Annotated in this window: 19 protein-coding genes; 7 read left to right on the top strand and 12 right to left on the bottom strand. The window is 67.7% G+C overall.

Annotated features, from left to right (window positions below; all coding sequences use genetic code 11):
* The 3 genes from BB334_RS16140 to BB334_RS16150 form a co-directional block, all read left to right on the top strand.
* On the top strand, nt 1-677 hold a 677-nt coding region (locus tag BB334_RS16140), incomplete at its 5' end, for a hypothetical protein (protein WP_198531279.1).
* Nucleotides 677-1,771 (top strand): hypothetical protein, encoded by a 1,095-nt coding sequence (locus BB334_RS16145; protein ID WP_068809537.1) that lies wholly within the window; start codon nt 677-679, stop codon nt 1,769-1,771. The genes BB334_RS16140 and BB334_RS16145, both read left to right, overlap by 1 nt.
* Nucleotides 1,768-2,865, top strand: coding sequence for a hypothetical protein (locus BB334_RS16150; protein ID WP_068809538.1), 1,098 nt, complete (start codon nt 1,768-1,770; stop codon nt 2,863-2,865). Before BB334_RS16145 ends, BB334_RS16150 begins: the two co-directional genes overlap by 4 nt.
* A gap of 16 nt (nt 2,866-2,881) precedes the next feature.
* Here the strand turns inward: BB334_RS16150 and BB334_RS16155 are convergent, their stop codons facing one another.
* Entirely contained in the window at nt 2,882-3,499 is a 618-nt protein-coding gene (locus tag BB334_RS16155) for a hypothetical protein (RefSeq protein ID WP_068809539.1), read from the bottom strand.
* A 164-nt stretch (nt 3,500-3,663) separates the two neighbouring features.
* Here BB334_RS16155 and BB334_RS16160 point away from each other — a divergent pair, with 164 nt between their 5' ends.
* A complete protein-coding gene (locus BB334_RS16160) occupies nt 3,664-4,173 on the top strand; it encodes a ferritin-like domain-containing protein (protein WP_232756764.1) in 510 nt (169 codons plus the stop codon).
* Here BB334_RS16160 and BB334_RS16165 read toward each other — a convergent pair.
* Nucleotides 4,170-4,682, bottom strand: a complete 513-nt coding sequence (locus BB334_RS16165; RefSeq protein WP_068809540.1) for a YgjP-like metallopeptidase domain-containing protein — start codon at nt 4,680-4,682, stop codon at nt 4,170-4,172. The genes BB334_RS16160 and BB334_RS16165 overlap by 4 nt on opposite strands.
* 304 nt (nt 4,683-4,986) lie before the next feature.
* On the opposite strand from BB334_RS16165, the gene BB334_RS16170 reads away from it, so the two are divergent.
* The 3 genes from BB334_RS16170 to BB334_RS16175 all read left to right on the top strand — a co-directional run bounded on the left by BB334_RS16170 (nt 4,987) and on the right by BB334_RS16175 (nt 6,996).
* Entirely contained in the window at nt 4,987-6,183 is a 1,197-nt protein-coding gene (locus BB334_RS16170; RefSeq protein WP_068809541.1) for an IS256 family transposase, read from the top strand.
* Nucleotides 6,184-6,194: 11 nt separating this feature from the next.
* Nucleotides 6,195-6,356: a hypothetical protein gene (locus tag BB334_RS18270; RefSeq protein WP_158014426.1), complete on the top strand. Its 162-nt coding sequence runs from the start codon at nt 6,195-6,197 to the stop codon at nt 6,354-6,356.
* Nucleotides 6,357-6,417: 61 nt separating this feature from the next.
* Entirely contained in the window at nt 6,418-6,996 is a 579-nt protein-coding gene (locus BB334_RS16175; RefSeq protein ID WP_068809542.1) for a YceI family protein, read from the top strand.
* Between the two features lie 67 nt (nt 6,997-7,063).
* Here BB334_RS16175 and BB334_RS16180 read toward each other — a convergent pair whose 3' ends face one another.
* The 10 genes from BB334_RS16180 to aceF form a co-directional block, all read right to left on the bottom strand.
* On the bottom strand, nt 7,064-8,758 hold the full coding sequence (locus tag BB334_RS16180; protein WP_068809543.1) for an L-lactate permease: 1,695 nt from the start codon (nt 8,756-8,758) through the stop codon (nt 7,064-7,066).
* 163 nt (nt 8,759-8,921) lie between these two features.
* Entirely contained in the window at nt 8,922-9,620 is a 699-nt protein-coding gene (locus BB334_RS16185; protein WP_068809544.1) for a LutC/YkgG family protein, read from the bottom strand.
* A complete protein-coding gene (locus BB334_RS16190; protein WP_068809545.1) occupies nt 9,617-11,029 on the bottom strand; it encodes a LutB/LldF family L-lactate oxidation iron-sulfur protein in 1,413 nt (470 codons plus the stop codon). Before BB334_RS16190 ends, BB334_RS16185 begins: the two co-directional genes overlap by 4 nt.
* Before the next feature lie 3 nt (nt 11,030-11,032).
* Nucleotides 11,033-11,821, bottom strand: coding sequence for a (Fe-S)-binding protein (locus BB334_RS16195; RefSeq protein WP_068809546.1), 789 nt, complete (start codon nt 11,819-11,821; stop codon nt 11,033-11,035).
* Nucleotides 11,822-11,867: 46 nt separating this feature from the next.
* The gene (gene pntB / locus BB334_RS16200; RefSeq protein ID WP_269798997.1) at nt 11,868-13,271 is read right to left on the bottom strand and encodes a Re/Si-specific NAD(P)(+) transhydrogenase subunit beta; all 1,404 of its coding nucleotides are present in this window, start codon (nt 13,269-13,271) and stop codon (nt 11,868-11,870) included.
* 22 nt (nt 13,272-13,293) lie between these two features.
* Nucleotides 13,294-14,877 carry a Re/Si-specific NAD(P)(+) transhydrogenase subunit alpha gene (locus BB334_RS16205; protein ID WP_068809547.1) on the bottom strand — a complete coding sequence of 528 codons (1,584 nt, stop codon included), beginning with the start codon at nt 14,875-14,877 and terminating at the stop codon, nt 13,294-13,296.
* A 306-nt stretch (nt 14,878-15,183) separates the two neighbouring features.
* A complete protein-coding gene (gene phbB / locus BB334_RS16210; protein WP_051174623.1) occupies nt 15,184-15,930 on the bottom strand; it encodes an acetoacetyl-CoA reductase in 747 nt (248 codons plus the stop codon).
* Nucleotides 15,931-15,965: 35 nt separating this feature from the next.
* Entirely contained in the window at nt 15,966-17,141 is a 1,176-nt protein-coding gene (locus tag BB334_RS16215; RefSeq protein ID WP_068809548.1) for an acetyl-CoA C-acetyltransferase, read from the bottom strand.
* A gap of 133 nt (nt 17,142-17,274) precedes the next feature.
* Nucleotides 17,275-19,059: a dihydrolipoyl dehydrogenase gene (gene lpdA, locus BB334_RS16220; RefSeq protein ID WP_068809691.1), complete on the bottom strand. Its 1,785-nt coding sequence runs from the start codon at nt 19,057-19,059 to the stop codon at nt 17,275-17,277.
* An 83-nt stretch (nt 19,060-19,142) separates the two neighbouring features.
* Entirely contained in the window at nt 19,143-20,819 is a 1,677-nt protein-coding gene (gene aceF, locus BB334_RS16225) for a dihydrolipoyllysine-residue acetyltransferase (RefSeq protein ID WP_068809549.1), read from the bottom strand.
* Between the last annotated feature and the right edge of the window lie 11 nt (nt 20,820-20,830).

The following is a 20,830-nucleotide window of genomic DNA, read 5'->3' on the forward strand; positions in this document are numbered from 1 at the left end:
TGCTCGCGCTGTGCGCCGCCAGCGCGCACGCCGCCGAACCGCTGGTCGCCGAGCTGGTGGGTGAGCGGCTGTTCGAGACCGAGCGCGCCGACGTCGCGGTGAGCGGCTCCGTCGTGGTCGGCGTCGCCACCCGCCGTGCCGGCGGCGGCCGCGCGCTGGCGAAGCTGCAGCTCTCGCCCCGCCCGCTGCCGGACGACGGCCAGGTCTGCCTGACCGTGCTGTCGCGCGACGGCGTGTATTACTCGCGCAACAGCTTTCGGCTGCCGCCCGACAGCGAGGGCGCGACCGTGCGCCTGCCCTATGCGACCACCCGGGCGGCACGCCTGGCCGACTACGGCAGCGAGGACCTCGCGGTGCTGATCACCGCCGGCAGCTGCGAGCAGGGCGACGACCGCGCCTACCTCCTGGCCGACGCCGCTGCGCCACAGCCACCGACCACGATCCGGCTGCTGATCAACTCCTTCGGCGCCACCGACGTCTTCTTCCGCACCGGCTCACCCGTCACCGAGGGCAGCTGCACGGCGATCACCACCGGCCGCCGAACCAGCTTCGACCACTGGTGCGACATCCCCTGGCCGCAGGGCAGCGAGCGGCGCGAGCTCGTCATCGAGCGTGAACGCTACGGACGGGCGATGCCGGTGGTGAGGCTGGCGCTGCCGCTGTTCGCGGGCGACTGATGGACGCCCCGCCCGCCCTCGCCGGGCTGCAGCGCGCCGCCGCCACCGGGGCCGCGCTTTGGAAATTGCTACTGTCGCTCGCCGTCGCCATCGTGCCGCTGGCGGTGATCGCCTTGCTCGTCCTTCTTTGCCTGGCCTGGCTGTCGCCGGCCGGCTGGTATTTCAGCATCCACGCCCGCAGCGCGGTGGCGGCACTGGAGCTGCCACAGGCGCTGGAGACCAGCTGGCGCATCGAGGGCGCGACGCTGTGCGCCACGCAGGATCTGTCGGCGCTGCCGCGTGTGCCCGCCACCGATTCGCCCTGCGGCAGCGCGCGCTGGCAGGCCTTCGCCTTGCCCGCCGCGGAAGGCGCGGAGCAGGTGATCGTGCTCGGCGGCCGCAGCGGCACCCTTGCCACGCCGATCGAAGCGCGCCTCGAGCTTCGCGAGGACGACGGCCTGCAGTTGTCGCTGCGTACCGCCCCGGGTGGCACCCTGGGGACGCTGCGGCCCGCCCTCGACACGCCCGCGATCGCGCTCGGCAACGCGCTCAACCTGATCTGGACGGGCGGCGAGCGGCCGCGCGACCTCGTCCTCCCCTTCGTCGCCGACCAGGTGCGCGTCGGTCGCGACGTCACCTGGTCCGACGCCGCGATGCTGCGCTCGGGCACGCTGAGCGTATTCACCAGCAGCGAGGAAGCTGCGGCCAGGCGCAGCCTGATCGAGGAAGTGCAACTGCTGCCGGGCGACCAGGTCCGCCTCGGCGGCAGCGGCGGCACGGACGCCGCGAGCGTTTTCCCGCCGAAAGGCTTCCTGCGCTTCGATCGGCGCCTCGGCGAAGAGGCGCCGGCGCTCGAGGTGGTCGCGTTCGGGCGCGCCGACAGCCTGCGCATAGAGCGCTTCGGCGACAGCGGCTACGACTTTCGCCCCGGGGTCTGGGCCGTGCTGACGCACGACAGCCGCCTGACCATCGCCACTGCCCTTCTCGCCGCGCTGGTCGCAGGGCTCGGTGCGCTCGGCAGCGGTCGCGAACTGGCGATCCCGCCCCTGAGACAGGCTTGGGCGCGGATGCGCGACGCACTGGCGGGCAAGCCGCGTCGGGAGGACGGTTCATGACGCGCCTTTGGCTGCGTGCCGCGCTGGGCACGGCCGGCGTGCTCGCACTGCTTGGCGTGCCCGCCAGCCATGCCCAGCAGGCGGTGGTACTGAGCCCGGACGCCGCAGCGCTCGAGGTGGGCCAGGCTTTCCTCGCGCATCACGCCGGCGACTGCCTCGCCATCCTGCCGCAACATGTGGTCGCCGAAGCCGGTCGCCCGGCGCTGCGGCGCGAGGGCCGGGCGGGGCTGCTGGGCGAGACGCGGGCGAGCGCCGACCTGGGCGAGGACATCGCGGTCGCCCGCATCGACGGCGGCATCGCCACCGACTGCGGCGTCGGCGCGCTCGCCGTGCGCCGCGAGCTCGGACGCCTGCTGCAGCAGGGACGGCTCGCCAGCCTGCGCTCGATCAACGGCGACGGCACCGTCGCCCAGCTCGCGGTGACCATCGTTGACGACGACGACGCCGGCCTGCTGCGGGTGCAGCCGACTCATCCCGACAACCCGATCCGCAAGGGCTTGTCGGGCAGCCTGCTGATGATCGACGGCGTCGCCGCCGGCATGCTGCTCTCGGTCCATGCGCGCTCGGGCATCGGCACGGTGATGCGGATGGACGCGCTGATGGCGCGGGTCGACGCCCACCTGTTCGCCGCACCCCCCGCCGTGCCGAGCGCGACGGCCGGCGGCGCGCGCCCGCCCGGTCAACCCGCACGGGTGGTGGCGTGGTCGTCGCTGCCGCACAGCGAGGCCGAGCGCGCCGCGAACCTGGTCGCCGAGGACGAGGCGCCTGCCTGGCGCAGCGCGGTCGAGCGATGGCCGGCGAGCATCGACCTGCAGCTCGGCGACACGCCGGTCGTGCTCGACCGCCTGCGGCTCGAGGCGCGCGGTGTCGCCGACCCGGCCGAGCTGCCGGCGCGGGTCGAAGTCTTCATCAATGTGAGCGGCGAAGCGCGCGCCTGGCGCGCGCTGACCGCGACCGCGCTGCGCTTTGACGACGGCCGCGCCGGGATCGCCTTCGCCCCGGTGCGCGCCCGCCTGCTGCGCCTGAGCTTCAGCGGCACCGCCGGCGGCGGCCATGTCATCAGCCTCGGCCGCGTGCGGCTCGGCGAGGACTGAGCAGCGTCCGCGGTCCTTAGCGCAGGCGCGCGCTGGCGAGGAACTGAGTGGTGCCGCTCTCGGCCCGCACCACGCCGGCGAGCGCGTTGTCGTCCTGCAGCGTCATCGTTCCGCTCACGCTGCGGCCATAGCCGAACATCAGCTCGAGCCCGCTCACCTGCCCCTCCCAGTTCCCAGTGCGGAAGCTGCCGGCCTCGGGGTTCTTGCCGCGTGCATCCATCGGCACGACGAGGCCGCTGCCGCGCTTGAGGATGAAGGCGGCCGAGGCCTCCTGCACCGGCTTCGGGGCGGAGGGGTCGGGCTGCAGGGTGAGGTGCAGCGCATCCAGCCCCATCACCACCGCCTTGAAGGCCATCGCCCGCATCACGCTGTCGGCGCTGGCGAGACCGGCCTCGAGGGCGATCAGCTTCATGGCCTCGTCGCCGCTCTTTACCATCCCGTCGAAGGTCGCGAGGCGCATGTTCTGGTCGGGCCCGTTGAGGATCTTGCGCAACTCCTCGATTTCGCGTGCCTGGCCGCGCGCCTGCTCCAGGATCTGGGCGGCGCTGCTCTGCGCGGACGCGGCGACGGGGGCGAGCAGGGCGAGCGCTGCGGCCAGGGCGAGGCTGGCCAGGAGGGGAGCGGTTCGTGACATGGCGTTCTCGTCGAAAGGTCGGGTTGGGTGGGGTGAGGAGCTCATTCTAATGAGCGCGAGCACGCGCACAACGCTGGCCGACGCGCGGCTTGCCGCGCCCGGCAGCGGCACGACGCTCACATGTCGGCTAAATTGGAGGGCGGCCGCTCGCAGCCCGCTTCGGCGTGACGGCCGCGATCCCGATGGAGACGGCGGACCACAAGGAGAACGACATGCAGGCGCTCGACAAGAAGACGACGATCGACATCCTCAACCGCATCCTCGAGGCGGAACTGGCCGGCGTGGTGCGCTATACCCACTATTCCTTCCTGGTGTTCGGCTTCGGACGCATCCCGATCGTGTCCTGGCTGCAGGCGCAGGCCGACGAGTCGCTACTGCACGCGCGCCAGGCCGGCGAGTGGATCACCACGCTCGGCGCCTATCCCTCGCTCGGCATCGGCCCGCTGCTCGATTCGCACCAGCACGACGTCGGCACCATGCTGCGCGAGTCGCTGCAGACCGAGCGCGAGACGCTGGCGCTCTACCGCGAGCTGCTGGCGGCGGTCGAGGGCCGCTCGGTCGCGCTCGAGGAGTACGCGCGCCAGATGATCCAGGCCGAGGAGCTGCACCAGGCCGAGGTCGACAAGATGCTGCGCAAGCCCGGCGACGTGTCGGCCTTCGCGCCCTCCGCCTAGCGCGCGGGCGCACCGCCCGCTTCGAGTTCGCGCCAGGTCAGCCAGACGCGGGCGTCGAACTCGAGCTGGTGGTAGTCCGGCTCCATGTGGCAGCACAGCTGGTAGAAGGCCTTGTCATGGGCCTTCACCTTGAGGTGCGCGAGCTCGTGCACCACGATCATGCGCAGGAAGGCCGCCGGCGCCTGGCGGAAGAGCGCGGCGATGCGCAGCTCGTTGCTGCGCTTGAGGCGGCTGCCCTGGACCCGGCTGACGAAGGCGTTGGTGCCGAGCGCGCCATGCACCGGATGCAGGCTGGCGTCGTACATCACCTTGGACAGCGGCGCGCTGTTGCGCAGGTGGCGCTGGCGCAGCTCGGCGACGTAGGCATAGAGCGCGCGATCGGACTGCACCGCATGGCCTTCCGGGTGGCGGCGGGCGAGCCAGGCGCCGAGCTCGCCGCGCTCGATCAGGCCGCGTACCTGTGCCAGCAGCTGGGGCGGATAGGCGGCGAGATAGGGCAAGGGGAGCATCGGCAGCGGGAGCAGGTGGAGCGCGAAGGCCGAATCTACACGCCACGGACCGCGCGTGGCGACAAAAGCGCGACACCGCCGTCATCGCGAGCACAACCGCCGCGATCGCGCACAGGGGTGCGCTCCTACAGTGCCTGCGAGCGGCGCCTCCCGTGTAGGAGCCCTGCCCCCAGGGCGATCGCGGCCGTCTCGGGGGGTAGTGTTCTGATCAGTGTGCAAAAGCCCGAACGGGCTTGCAGAGAAGGGTGGTCATGGTAAGAGGTTGATTGTGCAGATCGACCTTGATCCCTGAGGAGGGCAAACCATGACCACGAGCAAGAGTAATACGGTGTCGTTGTCGGCGAAAGAGTGGGTGTCTGGCGACCGTGACCTGATGAAGTCGCTGATGAAGGAAGCGCTGCAGGAGGTGCTCGAAGGCGAGATGACGGAGTTTCTCGGCGCGGCGCCGAGCGAGCGCAGCGAGACGCGCAGCGGTTACCGGGCGGGTTACTACCACCGGGGGCTGGTGACGCGGATCGGCAAGCTGGAACTGCGGGTGCCGCGCGACCGCAGCGGCGAATTCTCGACGGCACTGTTTGAGCGCTATGCGCGCAGCGAGAAGGCGCTGGTGGCGGCGTTGGCCGAGATGTACGTGCAGGGTGTCTCGACCCGCAAGGTCAAGGCGATCACCGAAGAGCTGTGCGGGCACAGCTTCTCGGCCTCGGCCATCTCGGCGATCAACAAGAGCCTGGACGAGGCGCTCGAGCGCTTTGCCAGCCGGCAACTGGAAGAGGCGTATCCGTACGTGATTCTGGATGCGCGCTACGAGAAGGTGCGCGAGGACGGTGTGATCCGCTCGATGGCGGTGCAGATCGCCATTGGCATCAACTGGGAGGGGCAGCGTCAGGTGCTGGCGGTCGAGACGGCAAACCGGGAGAGCCTGAGCAGTTGGAAGGACTTCCTGCTGCGGCTCAAGGAGCGTGGGCTCACCGGCGTGGAGTTCGTGGTCTCGGACGACCACGCGGGCCTGAAGAAGGCGATCAGCGAGGTGTTGTGCGAAGCGGCATGGCAGCGCTGCTATGTGCATTTCCTGCGCAACGCGCTCGATTACCTGCCCAGGAAGGCCGACGACGACTGTCTGCAGGAGCTGCGCTGGATCTACGACCGGCGCGACTTGCAGGAAGCCAACCGCGATCTGGCGGCGTGGATCACCAAGTGGCAGGGCAAGTACCCGAAGCTCGTCGACTGGGCCGAGAGCAACATCGGCGAAACCTTGAGCTTCTACCGGCTGCCCCGGGCGCACCACAAGCACTTGAAGAGCACCAACATGCTCGAGCGCCTCAACGAGGAGATCAAGCGGCGCACGCGCGTGGTGAGGATCTTCCCGAACACCGAGTCGTGTCTGCGGCTGATTCGGGCGCTGTGCGTCGAAACCCACGAGACGTGGCTCGAGGACAACCGTTACCTGAACATGGCACTGCTGGCCGAGCAGAAGAAGGAGCTGTTGAGACTGGCCGCCTGACGGCCGCCGCCGTGGTCGGCGCTCCGGGCTACGCCCTGCGCGCCGACCACGGCAACCCGGAATCAACCGAATACCTGATCAACCCTTTTGCACAACTTGACGCACACAACTCCTTCGACATCGTCGCCAACGACGTCGTGATCCGATTCCGCATCACCGCCGTGGCGAAGTAAGCCGCGGCCCATCCACCAAGCACGAGCCTTGCTCACCACCCCGACCCACAGAGGACAAACCATGAACCGTCTCGTCAAGCTCAACGCCGCCCTCATCGTCTCTGCCGCTGCGGCCTCGTCCGCGTTTGCCGCGCCCGAGACCTACGCCATCGACCCCACCCACACCTTCCCGAGCTTCTCGTACAGCCACTTCGGCATGTCGACCCAGATCTCGAAGTTCGACAAGACCACCGGCACCGTCACGCTGGACAAGGCGGCGAAGACCGGCGCGGTCGACATCACCATCGACATGACTTCGGTGAGTACCGGTTACGGCACCTTCGACGAGCACATCCAGGGCGAGGACTTCCTCGACACCGCCAGGTACCCGACCGCGACCTTCAAGTCGACCAAGGTGGCTTTCGAGGGCGATGCGCCGGTGACGATCGACGGCGAGCTCACCATCAAGGGGGTGACCAGGCCGGTGACGCTGCAGGTGAACCACTTCGCGACCATGCCGCACCCGATGCTGCAGAAGGACGCGATCGGTGCCAACGCGAGCACGGTCATCAAGCGCAGCGAGTTCAACGCCGGCAAGTACGCGCCCAACGTGGGCGACGAGGTGACGATCACTGTGTCGCTCGAAGCGATCCGGAACTGAAAACGAAAAACCCCGCCGGGCCCGCGTTGAAATCACGCGGCCCGGCGGGGTTTTGTTCGTCTGCAGCTTACATCAACGCGTCGGTCACACCCAGCAGGTGGATCGCGACCATGGTGATGATGCCGGTCATGACCAGGTAGTAGATCGTCGGGATGATGGTCATGCGCAGCGTCTCGCCTTCGCGGCCGAGCAGGCCCACCGTCGCCGAGGCGGCGACCACGTTGTGGATCGCGATCATGTTGCCGGCGGCGGCGCCGACCGCCTGCGAGGCCACCAGCATCGCACCGGAGACGTTGATCAGCTGCGCGGTGTCGAACTGGAACTGGGCCAGCATCAGGTTGGACACGGTGTTCGAGCCGGCGATGAACGCGCCGAGCGCGCCGACCCACGAGGAGAAGAAGGGGTAGATGTCGCCCACGCTCGTCGCCACCAGCTGCGCCATGGCGCGCGGCATCGAGGGCAGGTCACCCATGTTGACGCCCGAGTTGATGAGGATCCGCACCATCGGGATGGTGAAGATGAGCACGAAGCCGGCGCCGAGCAGGGTGCGCGACGACTCGCCGACGGCCGCGGTCAGCTCGGAGAACTTCATGCGGTGCAGCAGGAAGGTGGCGAGCACGACCAGGACCATGATGCCGCCCGGCAGGTACAGGAACTGGATGCTGCCGGAGACGCCGGTCTCGCCCAGCAGGTTGGTCCAGCCGAGCACAAGGTTGTTGCTGAAGAAGGCCTTCACGTCGGCATTGACGCGCGACAGGACCAGCAGGCCGGCCAGCAGCACGTAGGGCAGCCAGGCCATCGTGATCGACATCGGCGGGCGTGCGGTGAGGCTGTCGAGCTTGATCTGGATGTTGCCCATCCAGTTCGCTGGCCAGTCCTTGGCGTCGGCGAAGTCCCAGTTCTGCCTGGGCACCAGGAAGCCTGCCTTGGCCGCCGGCACCACCAGCAGCAGGCCAACCAGTGCGCCGATCATCGACGGGAACTCGGGCCCGAGGAAGACCCCCGCAGCGGCGTAGGGCACCACGAAGGCGATGCCTGCGAAGATGGCGAAGGGTGCGATCGCCAGGCCTTCGGCCCAGGATTTGTTCTTGCCGAAGAAGCGGGTGAGCATCGCGCACATGAACAGCGGCATGAGGATGCCGACGGTGGCGTGCGTGAGCGCGACTTCGGAGGTGATGAGGCGGAAGAAGACCTCCCAGTTCGAGCCGTTTTCGACGAGCTGGGTGGTGATGCCCGCCTTGTCCAGGCCACCGGCGACACCGACCACGATCGGCGTGCCGACGGCGCCGAACGACACCGGGGTGGACTGGATCATCATGCCCATGACCACCGCGGCGAGCGCCGGGTAGCCGAGCGCGACCAGCAGCGGCGCCGCCACTGCGGCGGGCGTTCCGAAACCCGACGCCCCCTCGATGAAGCAGCCGAAGAGCCAGGCCACGATGATCGTCTGGACGCGGCGGTCGGTGCTGATGCCCGAGAACCCGCCGCGGATGGCGGTGATCGCGCCCGAGTGCTTCAGGGTGTTGAGCAGCAGGATGGCGCCGAAGATGATCCACAGGATGGCGCCGGTGAGGATCAGGCCCTGGAGGGTGGAGGCGAGGACCCGGTTGAAGGTCATCTCCCACGCCGTCAGTCCGATCACGGCAGCGCTGACATACACCGCCGGCATCGCGCGCCGGGCAGGCCAGTTGAAGCCGACGAGCAGGATTGCCGCCAGGATCAATGGCACGAAGGCAAGCAGGGACAACAAGGTCTGGTTCACGATATGTCTCCTCTGGACGGCGCACCCGATCGGGCCGATCGGGTCGCCGCGTTTGTGGTTTTGTCGTCTCGTGGATGGACGACTTTGTAAAGGTGCAGCGGCGCGCCCCGGAGGGGGACGCGGGTTTCAGCGAGGGGCTACGCAGGCTCGGTGATTGCGCATCTCAGGACGATGCGCCCGGGGTGCTCTTGTCGGCGTCGATGTCGCCGTGGATGTCGTTCTCGACGATGACCACATGCAGATGCGCGGGGCCGTGCGCGCCGAGGACGAGGCTGCCCTCGATGTCGGTGGTGCCGCTGGCGCCGGTGATGAGGTTGACGTTGCGCGGCGGGCGCTGCCCGGCCACGGCCACGGCATAGTCGTCCAGGAAGGCGAGGATGCTGCGCTCGCGCACCATGACGATGTGATGGAGCGGGAGGAAGTTGGCCAGAATCGGCGTTTCGGGGCCGGAGTGAAAGACGAGCGAGCCCGTCTCGGCGATGCCCCAGCGCGCGATGCCGATGCCGACGACGTCGTCCGGCTTCACCCCGTCACGTGTCTCCAGCGCAACCCAGTCCAGGTCCTCGAGCACCGCGGCCGGCTGCAGGGCCACATGCGGCGGCAGATCGTGCGCATCGAGGTAGCGCCGGACCGCGGCCGGGAGCTCGGTGATGTCCTTGATGCGTTCTGCGGTGGCGGCGACCTTGGGGCTGGTGACGCGCGCGATGAATGCGTCCACGAGCGCGCCCGCGGGCAGCTTCGGGCGGATCGCGTCGAGGTCCTGGAGCAGGGCGTCGGCTTCGCGGCGCGCGGCTTCGGCATCGACCTTGCGGCTGTCGAGCCCGGCCCGCACCGCGTTGAGGATTGTTTCGCGTGCGCTCATCGTTTGCCCTCCGAGTCCTTGTACATCGCCATGAAGCTGCGTTTTGCCGGCGCGGGGAATTCACGATACTTGGTCCAGGCACCCAGGCCGGGCATGCCACGCACGAGGCCGCCGCGGCTGAACAGGCGCATGACCTTGATCGCGATTGCCGTGCCCAGCCGGTACAGGCGGGGGCGCGATGCGACGAAAGTATGGATGCCCAGGCCGAAGCGGGCCGCGGCGGGCTCCAGGCCCTCGCGCCAGGAGCGGTCGCGCCAGCCCCGCAGCAGCGTGGGGATCGGGATCGCCACCGGACAGACTTCCTGACACTTGCCGTTCATCGTGCACGCGTGTGCAAGATCGCGGGATTGTTCCAGCCCATCGAACACCGGCGTCAGCACCGCGCCCATCGGGCCGGGGTAGGTGCCGCCATAGACGTGGCCGCCGAGCTGGCGGAACACGACACAGTGGTTCATGCAGGCGCCGCAGCGCAGGCAGCGCAGCATTTCCTTGAGTGCCGGGTCGGCGAGCATGCGGGTGCGGCCGTTGTCGACCAGCACGATGTGGAATTCTTCCGGGCCGTCCCGGTCGCCCGCCTGCTTCGGGCCGCAGTGGAAGGTGGTGTATTGGGTGACGTCCGCCCCGGTCGCCGAGCGCACCAGCAGGCGCAGCATCAGGAAGGCATGCTCGGTGCTGGGGACCAGCTTCTCGATGCCGGCGGTGACGATGTGCACGCGCGGCGGCGTGGTGGTCAGCTCGGCATTGCCCTCGTTGGTCACGGTGCACGTGGCGCCGGTGTCCGCGATGAGGAAGTTTGCGCCCGAGATCGAGACGTCGGCCGACAGGAACTTGTCGCGGAGCTCGCGCCGTGCGCTGGCGACCATCGCCTCGATGGTCTCTTCCTGGTGTGGCACGCGGTGTGCGCGCTTGAACATCTCGGAGACCTGCTCGCGCGTGCGGTGCATCGACGGCCACACGATATGCGAGGGCCGGTCGCCGCCCAGCTGCACGATGTGCTCGGCGAGGTCGGTCTCGACACGCTCGATCCCGGCCTCGTCCAGCGCATGGGGCAGGCCGATCTCTTCGCCGAGCATCGACTTCACCCGCGTCACCCGCTTCGCGTTCGCCTGCTTGCACAGCGCGACGACGATCTGCGAGGCCTCTTCGGCGGTGCTCGCCCAGTGCACCTTGGCGCCCGAGGCGATGGCGTTGCGCTCGAATTCGAGCAGGTAGTGATCGAGGTTGGCGATGACGTGGTTCTTGATGCGCTTGCCACGCTCGCGTGCAGCCTCGAATTGCGGGAACTGCGTCATCGCCACCGCGCGCTTGCGCTCTGCGGTGCCGGTGGTGCGGTCGATCGCGATCTTCAGCGTCGGATCCGCGAGCGCGCGGTCGGCGCGCAGCTTGAACGATACGGGGGCTTCCTGCATGGCTCAGTCCTCCTCGCCGATTGCCGGGCCCTTGCCCATGCCGGCCAGAATCTCGGCGGCATGGAAGGCGCGCACCTTCGAGCCCTGGCGCTTGAGCTTGCCCGACATGTTCATCAGGCAGCCGAGGTCGCCACCGAGCAGCAGCTGGGCGCCGCTGCGCTCGATCGCAGCCGTCTTCTCGGTGACCACGGCGTTCGAGATCGACGAGTACTTGACGCAGAAGGTGCCGCCGAAGCCACAGCACACATCATTGCCCTCGAGCGGCTTGAGCGTGAGCCCGGAGACCTTGTCGAGCAGGGTGCGCGGCTGGGCGAAGACGCCGAGCTCGCGCAGCCCGGAGCAGCTGTCGTGGTAGGTGAAGCTCGCGTCGAGCTTCACGTCGCCGGGGGTGAAGTGCATCACGTCCACGAGAAAGCTCATCAGCTCGTAGGTGCGCTCGCCGAGGCGACGCGCGCGCTCGGCCCACGCGGGGTCGTCGGCGAGCGCCTCGGGGTAGTGCGCGCGGGTCATGCCGACGCACGAGCCCGAAGGGCCGACGACGTAGTCGTAGCCCTCGAAGGTCTCGATGAAACGGCGGGCGAGCACGGCGGTGTCGGCCGTGTCGCCGCTGTTGAAGGCCGGCTGTCCGCAGCAGGTCTGCGCTTCGGGCACCTCGACCCGGCAGCCCGCGTCACGCAACAGCTTGAGCGCCGCGAAGCCGACGCTCGGACGCATCGCATCGACAAGGCAGGTGACGAACAGCCCGACCCGAGGGGAACTCGGTGGAGCTGAAGTGCTTTGAGGCGTGGTCATGGATCGATCCTTTGAAAAAATCCGTCCGAGCGTTGTCGGGTCGGTGTCAGGCGTTCAGCGCGCCCAGCACCTCGTCGAGCATCTTCCGCGCGTCGCCGAAGAGCATCCGGTTGTTCTCCTTGTAGAAGAGCGGGTTGTCGACGCCGGCGTAGCCCGACGCCATGCTCCGCTTCATGACGATGGAGGTCTTCGCCTTCCAGACTTCCAGCACCGGCATGCCGGCGATCGGGCTGGCCGGATCCTCCTGGGCCGCGGGGTTCACGATGTCGTTGGCACCGATCACGATCGCCACGTCGGTGTCCGGGAAGTCTTCGTTGATCTCGTCCATCTCGAGCACGATGTCGTAGGGCACCTTCGCTTCGGCCAGCAGCACGTTCATGTGCCCGGGCATGCGGCCTGCCACCGGATGGATGGCGAAGCGCACGGTCACGCCCTTGTCGCGCAGGATCTTGACGATCTCGCACACCACATGCTGGGCCTGCGCAACCGCCATGCCGTAACCCGGAACGATGACGACGTTCCTGGCGTCGCGCAGCAGCTCGGCGGTCTCCACCGCGCTGATCGGCGAGACCTCGCCTGCCGGTTCCGCGCCGCCCGCCGCTGCCGAGGGCGCGCCACCGCCGGTACCGAAACCGCCTGCGATGACGCTGAGGAAGTTGCGGTTCATCGCCCGGCACATGATGTAGGACAGGATCGCACCCGAAGAGCCGACCAGGGCGCCCACCACGATGAGCAGGTCGTTGCTGAGCATGAAGCCGGTCGCCGCGGCGGCCCAGCCCGAGTAGCTGTTGAGCATCGACACCACCACCGGCATGTCTGCGCCGCCGATCGCCATCACCATGTGCACCCCGAAGGCGAGCGCGATCACGGTCATCAGCAGCAGCAGCGTCATGCCGACGCCGGTGGAGTGCGTGTTCAGGAACCAGTTGCCGAGCAGGATCACCAGCACGAGGCCGACCAGGTTGAGGATGTGGCGCGCCGGCAGCAGCAGCGGCTTGCCGCCGATCTTGCCGGAGAGCTTGCCGAAGGCGATCAGCGAACCCGAGAACGTGACCGCACCGATGAAGATGCCGATGTAGATCTCCACCTCGTGGATGGTCTTCTCGGCGGCGGTGGGGAACACGGTGGAGGTGTCGATGTAGCTGGCGAAGCCGACCAGGCAGGCGGCCAGGCCCACCAGGCTGTGCATCAGCGCGACGAGCTCGGGCATCTGCGTCATCTGCACCTTCTTGGCGGCGTACAGGCCGACGCCGGCGCCGATGAGAAGCGCGATGATGATCCAGGGGAGGCCGCCCGCGCTGACCTGCGGACCGAACACGGTCGCGATGACCGCGAGCGCCATGCCGATCATGCCGAACAGGTTGCCGCGGCGTGCGGTCTCCGGGTGAGCGAGGCCGCCGAGGCTGAGGATGAAGAGGATGGTGGCGCCGATGTATGAGACGGTGGCCATGCTTGAGGTCATTGTCGTCCCCTTATTTGCGGAACATCGCCAGCATGCGACGCGTGACCGCGAAGCCGCCGAACATATTGACGGCCGTCAGCGCGAGCGCGAAGAAGGCCAGGAACAGGATCAGCCCGTCGGGTCGGTCGGTCACGCTGTCGGCCAGCGGCGGCGCCACCTGCACCAGCGCACCGATCGCGATGATCGACGAGATCGCATTGGTCACGCTCATCAGCGGCGTGTGCAGCGACGGCGTGACGTTCCACACCACCATGTAGCCGACGAAGCAGGCCAGCACGAACACCGTGAAGTGCGACAGGAAGCTCGCGGGCGCGTACAGCCCGACGAGCAGGAACAACAGCGCACCGACGCCGAACACGGTGGCCAGCGACTTGACCGACATCGGCGCGCCGGCGCCATGGCCGTGGCCCTTGGGCGCGGCGACCGGCGGGGCGGCCGGTTTCGGGGGCGGCGCCGCCAGCTTGAGCGGTGGCGCCGGCCAGGTGACGGTGCCGTCCTTGATGACGGTCAGGCCACGGAGAGCATCGTCCTCCATGTTGACGTTGATCACGCCGTCCTTGGTCTTGCACAGCTCCTCGGTCAGGCGCAGGAGGTTGTTCGAGTAAAGGGTGGATGACTGCTTGGCCAGGCGGCTGACCAGGTCGGTGTAGCCGATGATGGTGACGCCATGGCGGACCACGGCCTCGCCGGGCACGGTGAGTTCGCAGTTGCCTCCCTGCTCGGCCGCCATGTCGACGATCACGCTGCCGGGCTTCATGCTCGTCACCATCTCGGCGGTGATGAGCTTGGGTGCCGGCTTGCCCGGAATCAGCGCGGTGGTGATGATGATGTCGGCGTCCTTGGCCTGCTGCGCGTACATCGCGCGCTGGGCCTGCTGGAAACCCTCGCTCATCACCTTTGCATAGCCGCCGCCACCGGAGCCTTCTTCTTCGTAGTCGACCTTGACGAACTCGCCGCCGAGCGACACCACCTGGTCGGCGACCTCGGCGCGCGTATCGTTGGCACGGACGATGGCGCCCAGGTTGGCGGCGGTGCCGATGGCGGCCAGACCCGCCACGCCCGCGCCGGCGATGAACACCTTGGCCGGCGGGATCTTGCCCGCGGCGGTGACCTGGCCGTTGAAGAAGCGGCCGAACGCATTGGCCGCCTCGATCACGGCGCGGTAGCCGCTGATGCCGGCCATCGAGGTCAGCGCGTCCATCTTCTGCGCACGCGACAGCTGGCGCGGCAGCGCATCGATGGCCAGCACCGTGGCCCGCTTGGCCGCGAGCCGCTCCATCAGCTCGGGATTCTGCGCCGGCCACACGAAGCCGATCAGGGTTGCGCCTTCGCGCATCAGGCCCACTTCTTCCAGCGTCGGTGGGCGCACCTTGAATACGATGTCAGCCCGCGCCCACAAATCGGTCGCGTTGGGCAGCACCTCGGCGCCAGCAGCGCGATAGTCGTCGTCGGAAAAGTGGGCCGCTTCTCCGGCGCTGCTTTCGACCGCGACGGCGAAACCCAGCTTGACGAGCTTCACCACGACCTCGGGAACGGTCGCCACGCGTTTTTCACCAGCGAAGGTTTCCTTTGGAACTCCGATCAGCAAATTCATGGCTTCGACTCCTCAATCGATTGACCTTGCAGGCGCGGCTGCGCCGAGCGGCACGCCTCGCCGCGCAGCCCGCGGCTTCGAGCTTTCGGTATCGGCTCTCTCGCGAACGTGGGCGCCACACGGGTTCCACAAAGCGTGGTTCCATGAGCCATGGGTGTGTGCATCGGGTTCCCCCTGTTTTGCTTATTTTGGCGAAGCAGTGCGTGCGTTCACGTCGAGCAAGCCCAATGGGCTCCGACAGACGCCATCGTCAATCGCATTCGCAGACGTTGGCGTGTGTGCTGGCGGAGCCCAGGCCCACATACATCACTGCATGTGCTGGCCACCGTTGATGGCGATGTTGGCGCCGGTGACGAAGGCGGCTTCCTCGGATGCCAGATAGATGATCAGACCCGCCACTTCCTCCGGTTTGCCGAGGCGCCCCAGTGGAATCTGCGGCAGGATCTTGCTGTCCAGCACCTCCTTCGGGATGGCCATGACCATCTTCGTTCCGATATAGCCGGGGGAGATGGTGTTGACCGTGACGTTCTTCTTCGCCACCTCGAGCGCCAGCGCCTTGGTGAAACCATGCACGCCGGACTTGGCTGCCGAGTAGTTGGTCTGCCCAAACGCACCCTTGCTGCCATTGACCGAGGACACGTTGATGACGCGGCCCCAGCCGCGCTCGGTCATGCCGTCGACCACCTGCTTGCTCATGTTGAACAGGCTGTCGAGGTTGGTACGCAGCACCGCGTCCCAGTTGACCTTGTCCATCTTCTTGAAGGTCATGTCGCGCGTGATACCCGCGTTGTTAACCAGCACATCGACCTCGCCGACCTTCTCCCGCACCTCGGCCACGGCCTTGGTACATGATTCGAGATCGGCGACGTCGCAAGGCACAGCGAGAATGTCGTGCCCCCTTGCCTTCATGTCGGCGACCCACTCCGCATGTTTCGTATTTCCGGGCGAATACGTAACGGCTACCCGGTAACCTGCCGCGGACATCTTGGTGGAGATGACCTCACCCAGGCCACCCATGCCACCCGTAACCAGCACCACACGTGCATTGCTCATGTTCGTCTCCTCAGTCGCGTCGTTCAGGATTGGATTCAGCGTTCGATGGCAAGTGCGACGCCCATTCCGCCGCCGATGCAGAGCGAGGCGAGGCCACGGCGTGCATCGCGCCGAATCATTTCGTGGATCAGCGTGACCAGCACGCGGCATCCGGATGCGCCGATCGGGTGCCCGATCGCGATCGCGCCGCCATTGACGTTGATCTTGCTGGTGTCCCAGCCCATTTCCTTGTTTACCGCGCAGGCCTGCGCCGCGAAGGCTTCGTTGATCTCCATGAGGTCGAGCTGGTCGGCCGTCCAGCCGGCCTTGTGCAGGCACAGCTTCGAGGCGGGCACCGGGCCCATGCCCATGATCGTGGGTTCGAGGCCGGCGGAGGCGTAGGCGGCGATGCGGGCGAGCGGCTGGAGGCCGAGCGCCTTCGCCTTGCTCGCGGACATCATCAGCACCGCGGCAGCGGCGTCGTTGATCCCCGAGGCGTTGCCGGCCGTCACCGACCCTGCCTTTTCGAACGCGGGCTTGAGGCCGGCGAGCGATTCGGCCGTCGTGCCGTGCTTGATGAATTCGTCGGTGTCGAACACCACCTTGCCCTTGCGGCTGACGATCTCCACAGGGACGATCTCGTCCTTGAAGCGGCCGGCCTTTTGCGCGGCCTCGGCCTTCTGCTGGGATGCAGCGGCGAAGGCATCCTGCTCCTCTCGCGAGATGCCGTATTTTTTGGCAACGTTTTCGGCAGTGGTGCCCATGTGGTAGTGGTTGTAGGCATCCCACAGGCCGTCGTTGATCATCGTGTCGACCATCTTCCAGTCGCCCATGCGCTGGCCATCGCGCGAGCCCATCACCACATGCGGCGAAGCGCTCATGTTCTCCTGGCCGCCGGCGATGACGATGTCCGCATCGCCGCAACGGATGGCCTGCGCGGCCAGATGGGTGGCCTTGAGGCCCGAGCCGCAGACCTTGCCGACAACGAAAGCCGGCACGCCGATCGGCAGGCCGGACTTGATCACCGCCTGACGCGCCGGGTTTTGGCCGCCGCCGGCGGTCAGTACCTGGCCGAGGATGACCTCGTCGACCATGTCTCCACTGATGCCGACGCGTTCCAGCAAGGCCTTGATGACGGTGGCACCCAGATCAGGTGCAGCGACTTTTGCGAGGGCACCTCCGAACTTGCCAACAGCAGTGCGCGCGGCACCAACGATAACAACGTCTTCCATGGTCCGTTTCCTATCTCGTTGAATGACAACCTGACCTTAGCTCCCCTTGTTATGAGTGGCAGATGCCTGCCTGGTATCGGGGGGGCGGTCAGGGTTGGGGCTGGGGTCAGGGTTGGGGTTGGGGGGCGAAGCCTTACTTCTTGCGCATCGGCGGCAGGTCGGTGCAGCTGCCGTGCGCCACTTCGGCGGCCATGCCCACCGTCTCGCCCAGGGTCGGGTGCGGGTGGATGGTCTTGCCGATGTCGACCGCGTCGGCGCCCATCTCGATCGCCAGGCAGACCTCGCCGATCATGTCACCGGCCGAGGGGCCGACGATGGTGCCGCCGATCACGCGGTGCGTTTCGGCGTCGAAGATCAGCTTGGTGAAGCCGTAGTCGGCGCCGTTGGCGATGGCGCGGCCGGACGCCGCCCACGGGAACTTGGCGGTCTCGACCTTCTTGCCTTCGGCCTTGGCCTGCGCCTCGGTGTAGCCGACCCAGGCCACTTCCGGATGGGTATAGGCGACGCCCGGGATCACGGTGGCGTCGAACGCCGCCTTGTGCCCCGCCGCGACTTCGGCCGCGACGTGCGCCTCATGCACCGCCTTGTGGGCGAGCATGGGCTGGCCGACGATGTCGCCGATCGCGAAGATGTGCGGCACGTTGGTGCGCATCTGCGCATCCACCGGGATGAAGCCGCGCTCACCGACGATCACCCCCGCCTTCTCGGCGCCGATCTTCTTGCCGTTGGGCGAACGGCCCGCCGACTGCAGGATCATGTCGTAGCGCACCGGATCAGAAGGCGCCTTGTCGCCTTCGAACTTGACCCACAGGCCGTCTTCCTTCGCCTCGACGGCGACGGTCTTGGTCTTCAGCATGATGTTGTCGAAGCGGTGGGCGTTCTGCTTCTCCCACACCTTCACCGCGTCGCGGTCCGGACCCTGCATCAGGCCATCGAGCATCTCGACCACGTCGATGCGCGCACCGAGCGTCGAATACACGGTGGCCATCTCCAGGCCGATGATGCCGCCGCCGATCACCAGCATCTTGGCCGGCACCTGACGCAGTTCCAGCGCACCGGTGGAATCCACGATGCGCGGGTCCTGCGGGATGAAGGGCAGGTGCACCGCAGCGCTGCCGGCGGCGATGATGCAGTGCCTGAACTTCACCACCTTCTTGGCGCCGGTCTTGTCCTGGCTGGTGCCGGTGGTCTCCTCGACTTCCAGGTGGTTCGGGTCGAGGAAGTGGCCGTAGCCGCGGATCACGTCGACCTTGCGCGCCTTGGCCATGCCGGAGAGGCCGCCGGTGAGCTTGCCGATCACGCCGTCCTTGTGCTTCCTGAGCGCGTCGACGTCGACCGTAGGCTTGGCGAACTGGATGCCGGCGGTATGCACATGCTCGGCTTCCTCGATCACCGCCGCGACGTGCAGCAGCGCCTTCGAAGGGATGCAGCCGACGTTCAGGCACACGCCACCGAGGGTGGCGTAGCGCTCGATGATCGCGGTCTTGAGACCCAGGTCGGCAGCGCGGAAGGCCGCGGAGTAGCCGCCCGGGCCGGCGCCGAGCACGACCATGTCGTATTCGGCGTCGGCGCTGCCGGCGTGGGCTGCAGCGGTCGGGGCTGCGGCGGCAGCAGCGATCGGCGCCGGCGCGGCGGCAGGCGCCGCAGTCGCGGCGGCTGCCGCTCCCGCAGCGGCGCCAGCGGCCTCGATCTTGATCAAGACCGCGCCTTCGCCGACCTTGTCACCCAGGCCGACCAGGACTTCCCTGACCACGCCGGCGGCCGAGGACGGCACGTCCATCGTTGCCTTGTCCGATTCGAGCGTGCAGATCGCATCGTCCACGTTGATGCTGTCGCCGACCTTCACGAACAGCTCGATGATCGGCACCGCATCGAAATCGCCGATGTCGGGCACCTTCACTTCAATCATTTGACTCATCTTCTTCACCTCGTGAGGAGTTCCGGAAGAGGGGGCGTCGGGGCCGGCTTGAACCTGGCTCCGACGCCTCGCTCCTCACTGCGTCAGAGCATCACCCGGCGGAAGTCCGCCAGCAGTTGCGCGAGGTACACGTTGAAGCGGGTGGCCAGCGCGCCGTCGATGACGCGGTGGTCCGCGGTCAGCGACATCGGCAGCGTCAGGCGCGGCACGAACTGCTTGCCGTCCCACACCGGCTTCATCACCGACTTGTTCACCCCGAGGATGGCCACTTCGGGCGCATTGACGATCGGCGCGAAGTAGGTGCCACCGATGCCGCCCAGCGAGCTGATCGTGAAGCAGGCGCCCGACATGTCGGCCGGACCGAGCTTGCCGTCGCGCGCCTTCTTGGCCAGCGCACCGGTCTCGGCGGCGATGTCGAACACGCTCTTCTTGTCGGCGTCCTTCACCACCGGCACGACCAGGCCGTTCGGGGTGTCGGCCGCGAAGGCGATGTTGAAGTACTTCTTGTAGACCAGGTTGTCGCCGTCGAGCGAGGTGTTGAACTCGGGGAACTCCTGCAGCGCGCGCACCGAGGCCTTGATGATGAAGGCGAGCATGGTCAGCTTCTTGCCCGACTTCTCGTACTCCTTGTTCATCTGCACCCGGAAGGCTTCCAGGTCGGTGATGTCGGCGTCCTCGTGGTAGGTCACCGCCGGGATCATCACCCAGTTGCGGGCGAGGTTCTGGCCGGAGATCTTCTTGATGCGCGACAGCGGCTTGACCTCGACCTCGCCGAACTTGGCGAAGTCGACCTTCGGCCACGGCAGCAGATCCAGACCACCACCCAGGCTTGCGCCCGCGGCGGCAGCCGGTGCCTTGCCCGGGACCACGCCGGTCGTCATCGCGCCCTTGATGAAGGCGGCGACGTCTTCCTTGAGGATGCGGCCCTTCGGACCGGTGGCCTTGACCTGGCCCAGATCGACGCCGAGCTCGCGGGCGAAGGCGCGCACCGAGGGGCTGGCGTGCACCTTGCCGCCGACCTTGACCGCCGAGGGCGCCGCGGCCGATGCAATCGGCATCGAGGCAGGGGCGCTGGCGGCCGGGCCGCCATCGGCCAGGGGGGCCGGTGAGGGTGCGGCCGCGGCCGCCGGGGCGGGCGCGGCGCCTGCGGCCGGTATGGCGACCGCCGCACCACCAGCGGTCTCGACCTTGATCAGCACGCTGCCTTCGCCGACCTTGTCGCCGATGCTGACCAGCACTTCCTTGACCACGCCGGCGTGCGAGGACGGCACGTCCATCGTCGCCTTGTCGGACTCGAGCGTGGCGATGGCGTCGTCCACCTTGATCGTGTCGCCCACCTTCACGAAGAGCTCGATCACCGGCACCGCGTCGAAGTCGCCGATGTCGGGCACCTTCACCTCGACCACGCCACCGGCGGCCGCGGGGGCGGCAGCCGGAGCGGGCGCAGCGGCCGGAGCCGGCGCTGCAGCGGCCGGGGCAGCAGCCGCAACGGCAGGCGCCGGCGCAGCCGCTGCGGCACCAGCCGCCTCGACCTTGATCAGCACGCTGCCTTCGCTGACCTTGTCGCCGATGCCGACCAGCACTTCCTTGACCACGCCGGCGTGCGAGGACGGCACGTCCATCGTCGCCTTGTCGGATTCCAGCGTCGCGATCGCATCATCGACGGCGATCGTGTCGCCTACCTTCACGAACAGCTCGATCACCGGCACGGCGTCAAAATCGCCGATGTCCGGAACCTTCACTTCAATGAGTTGGCTCATGTTCTAGTCTC

This window comes from Thauera phenolivorans (assembly GCF_001696715.1).
Taxonomy (GTDB): Bacteria; Pseudomonadota; Gammaproteobacteria; order Burkholderiales; family Rhodocyclaceae; genus Thauera; species Thauera phenolivorans.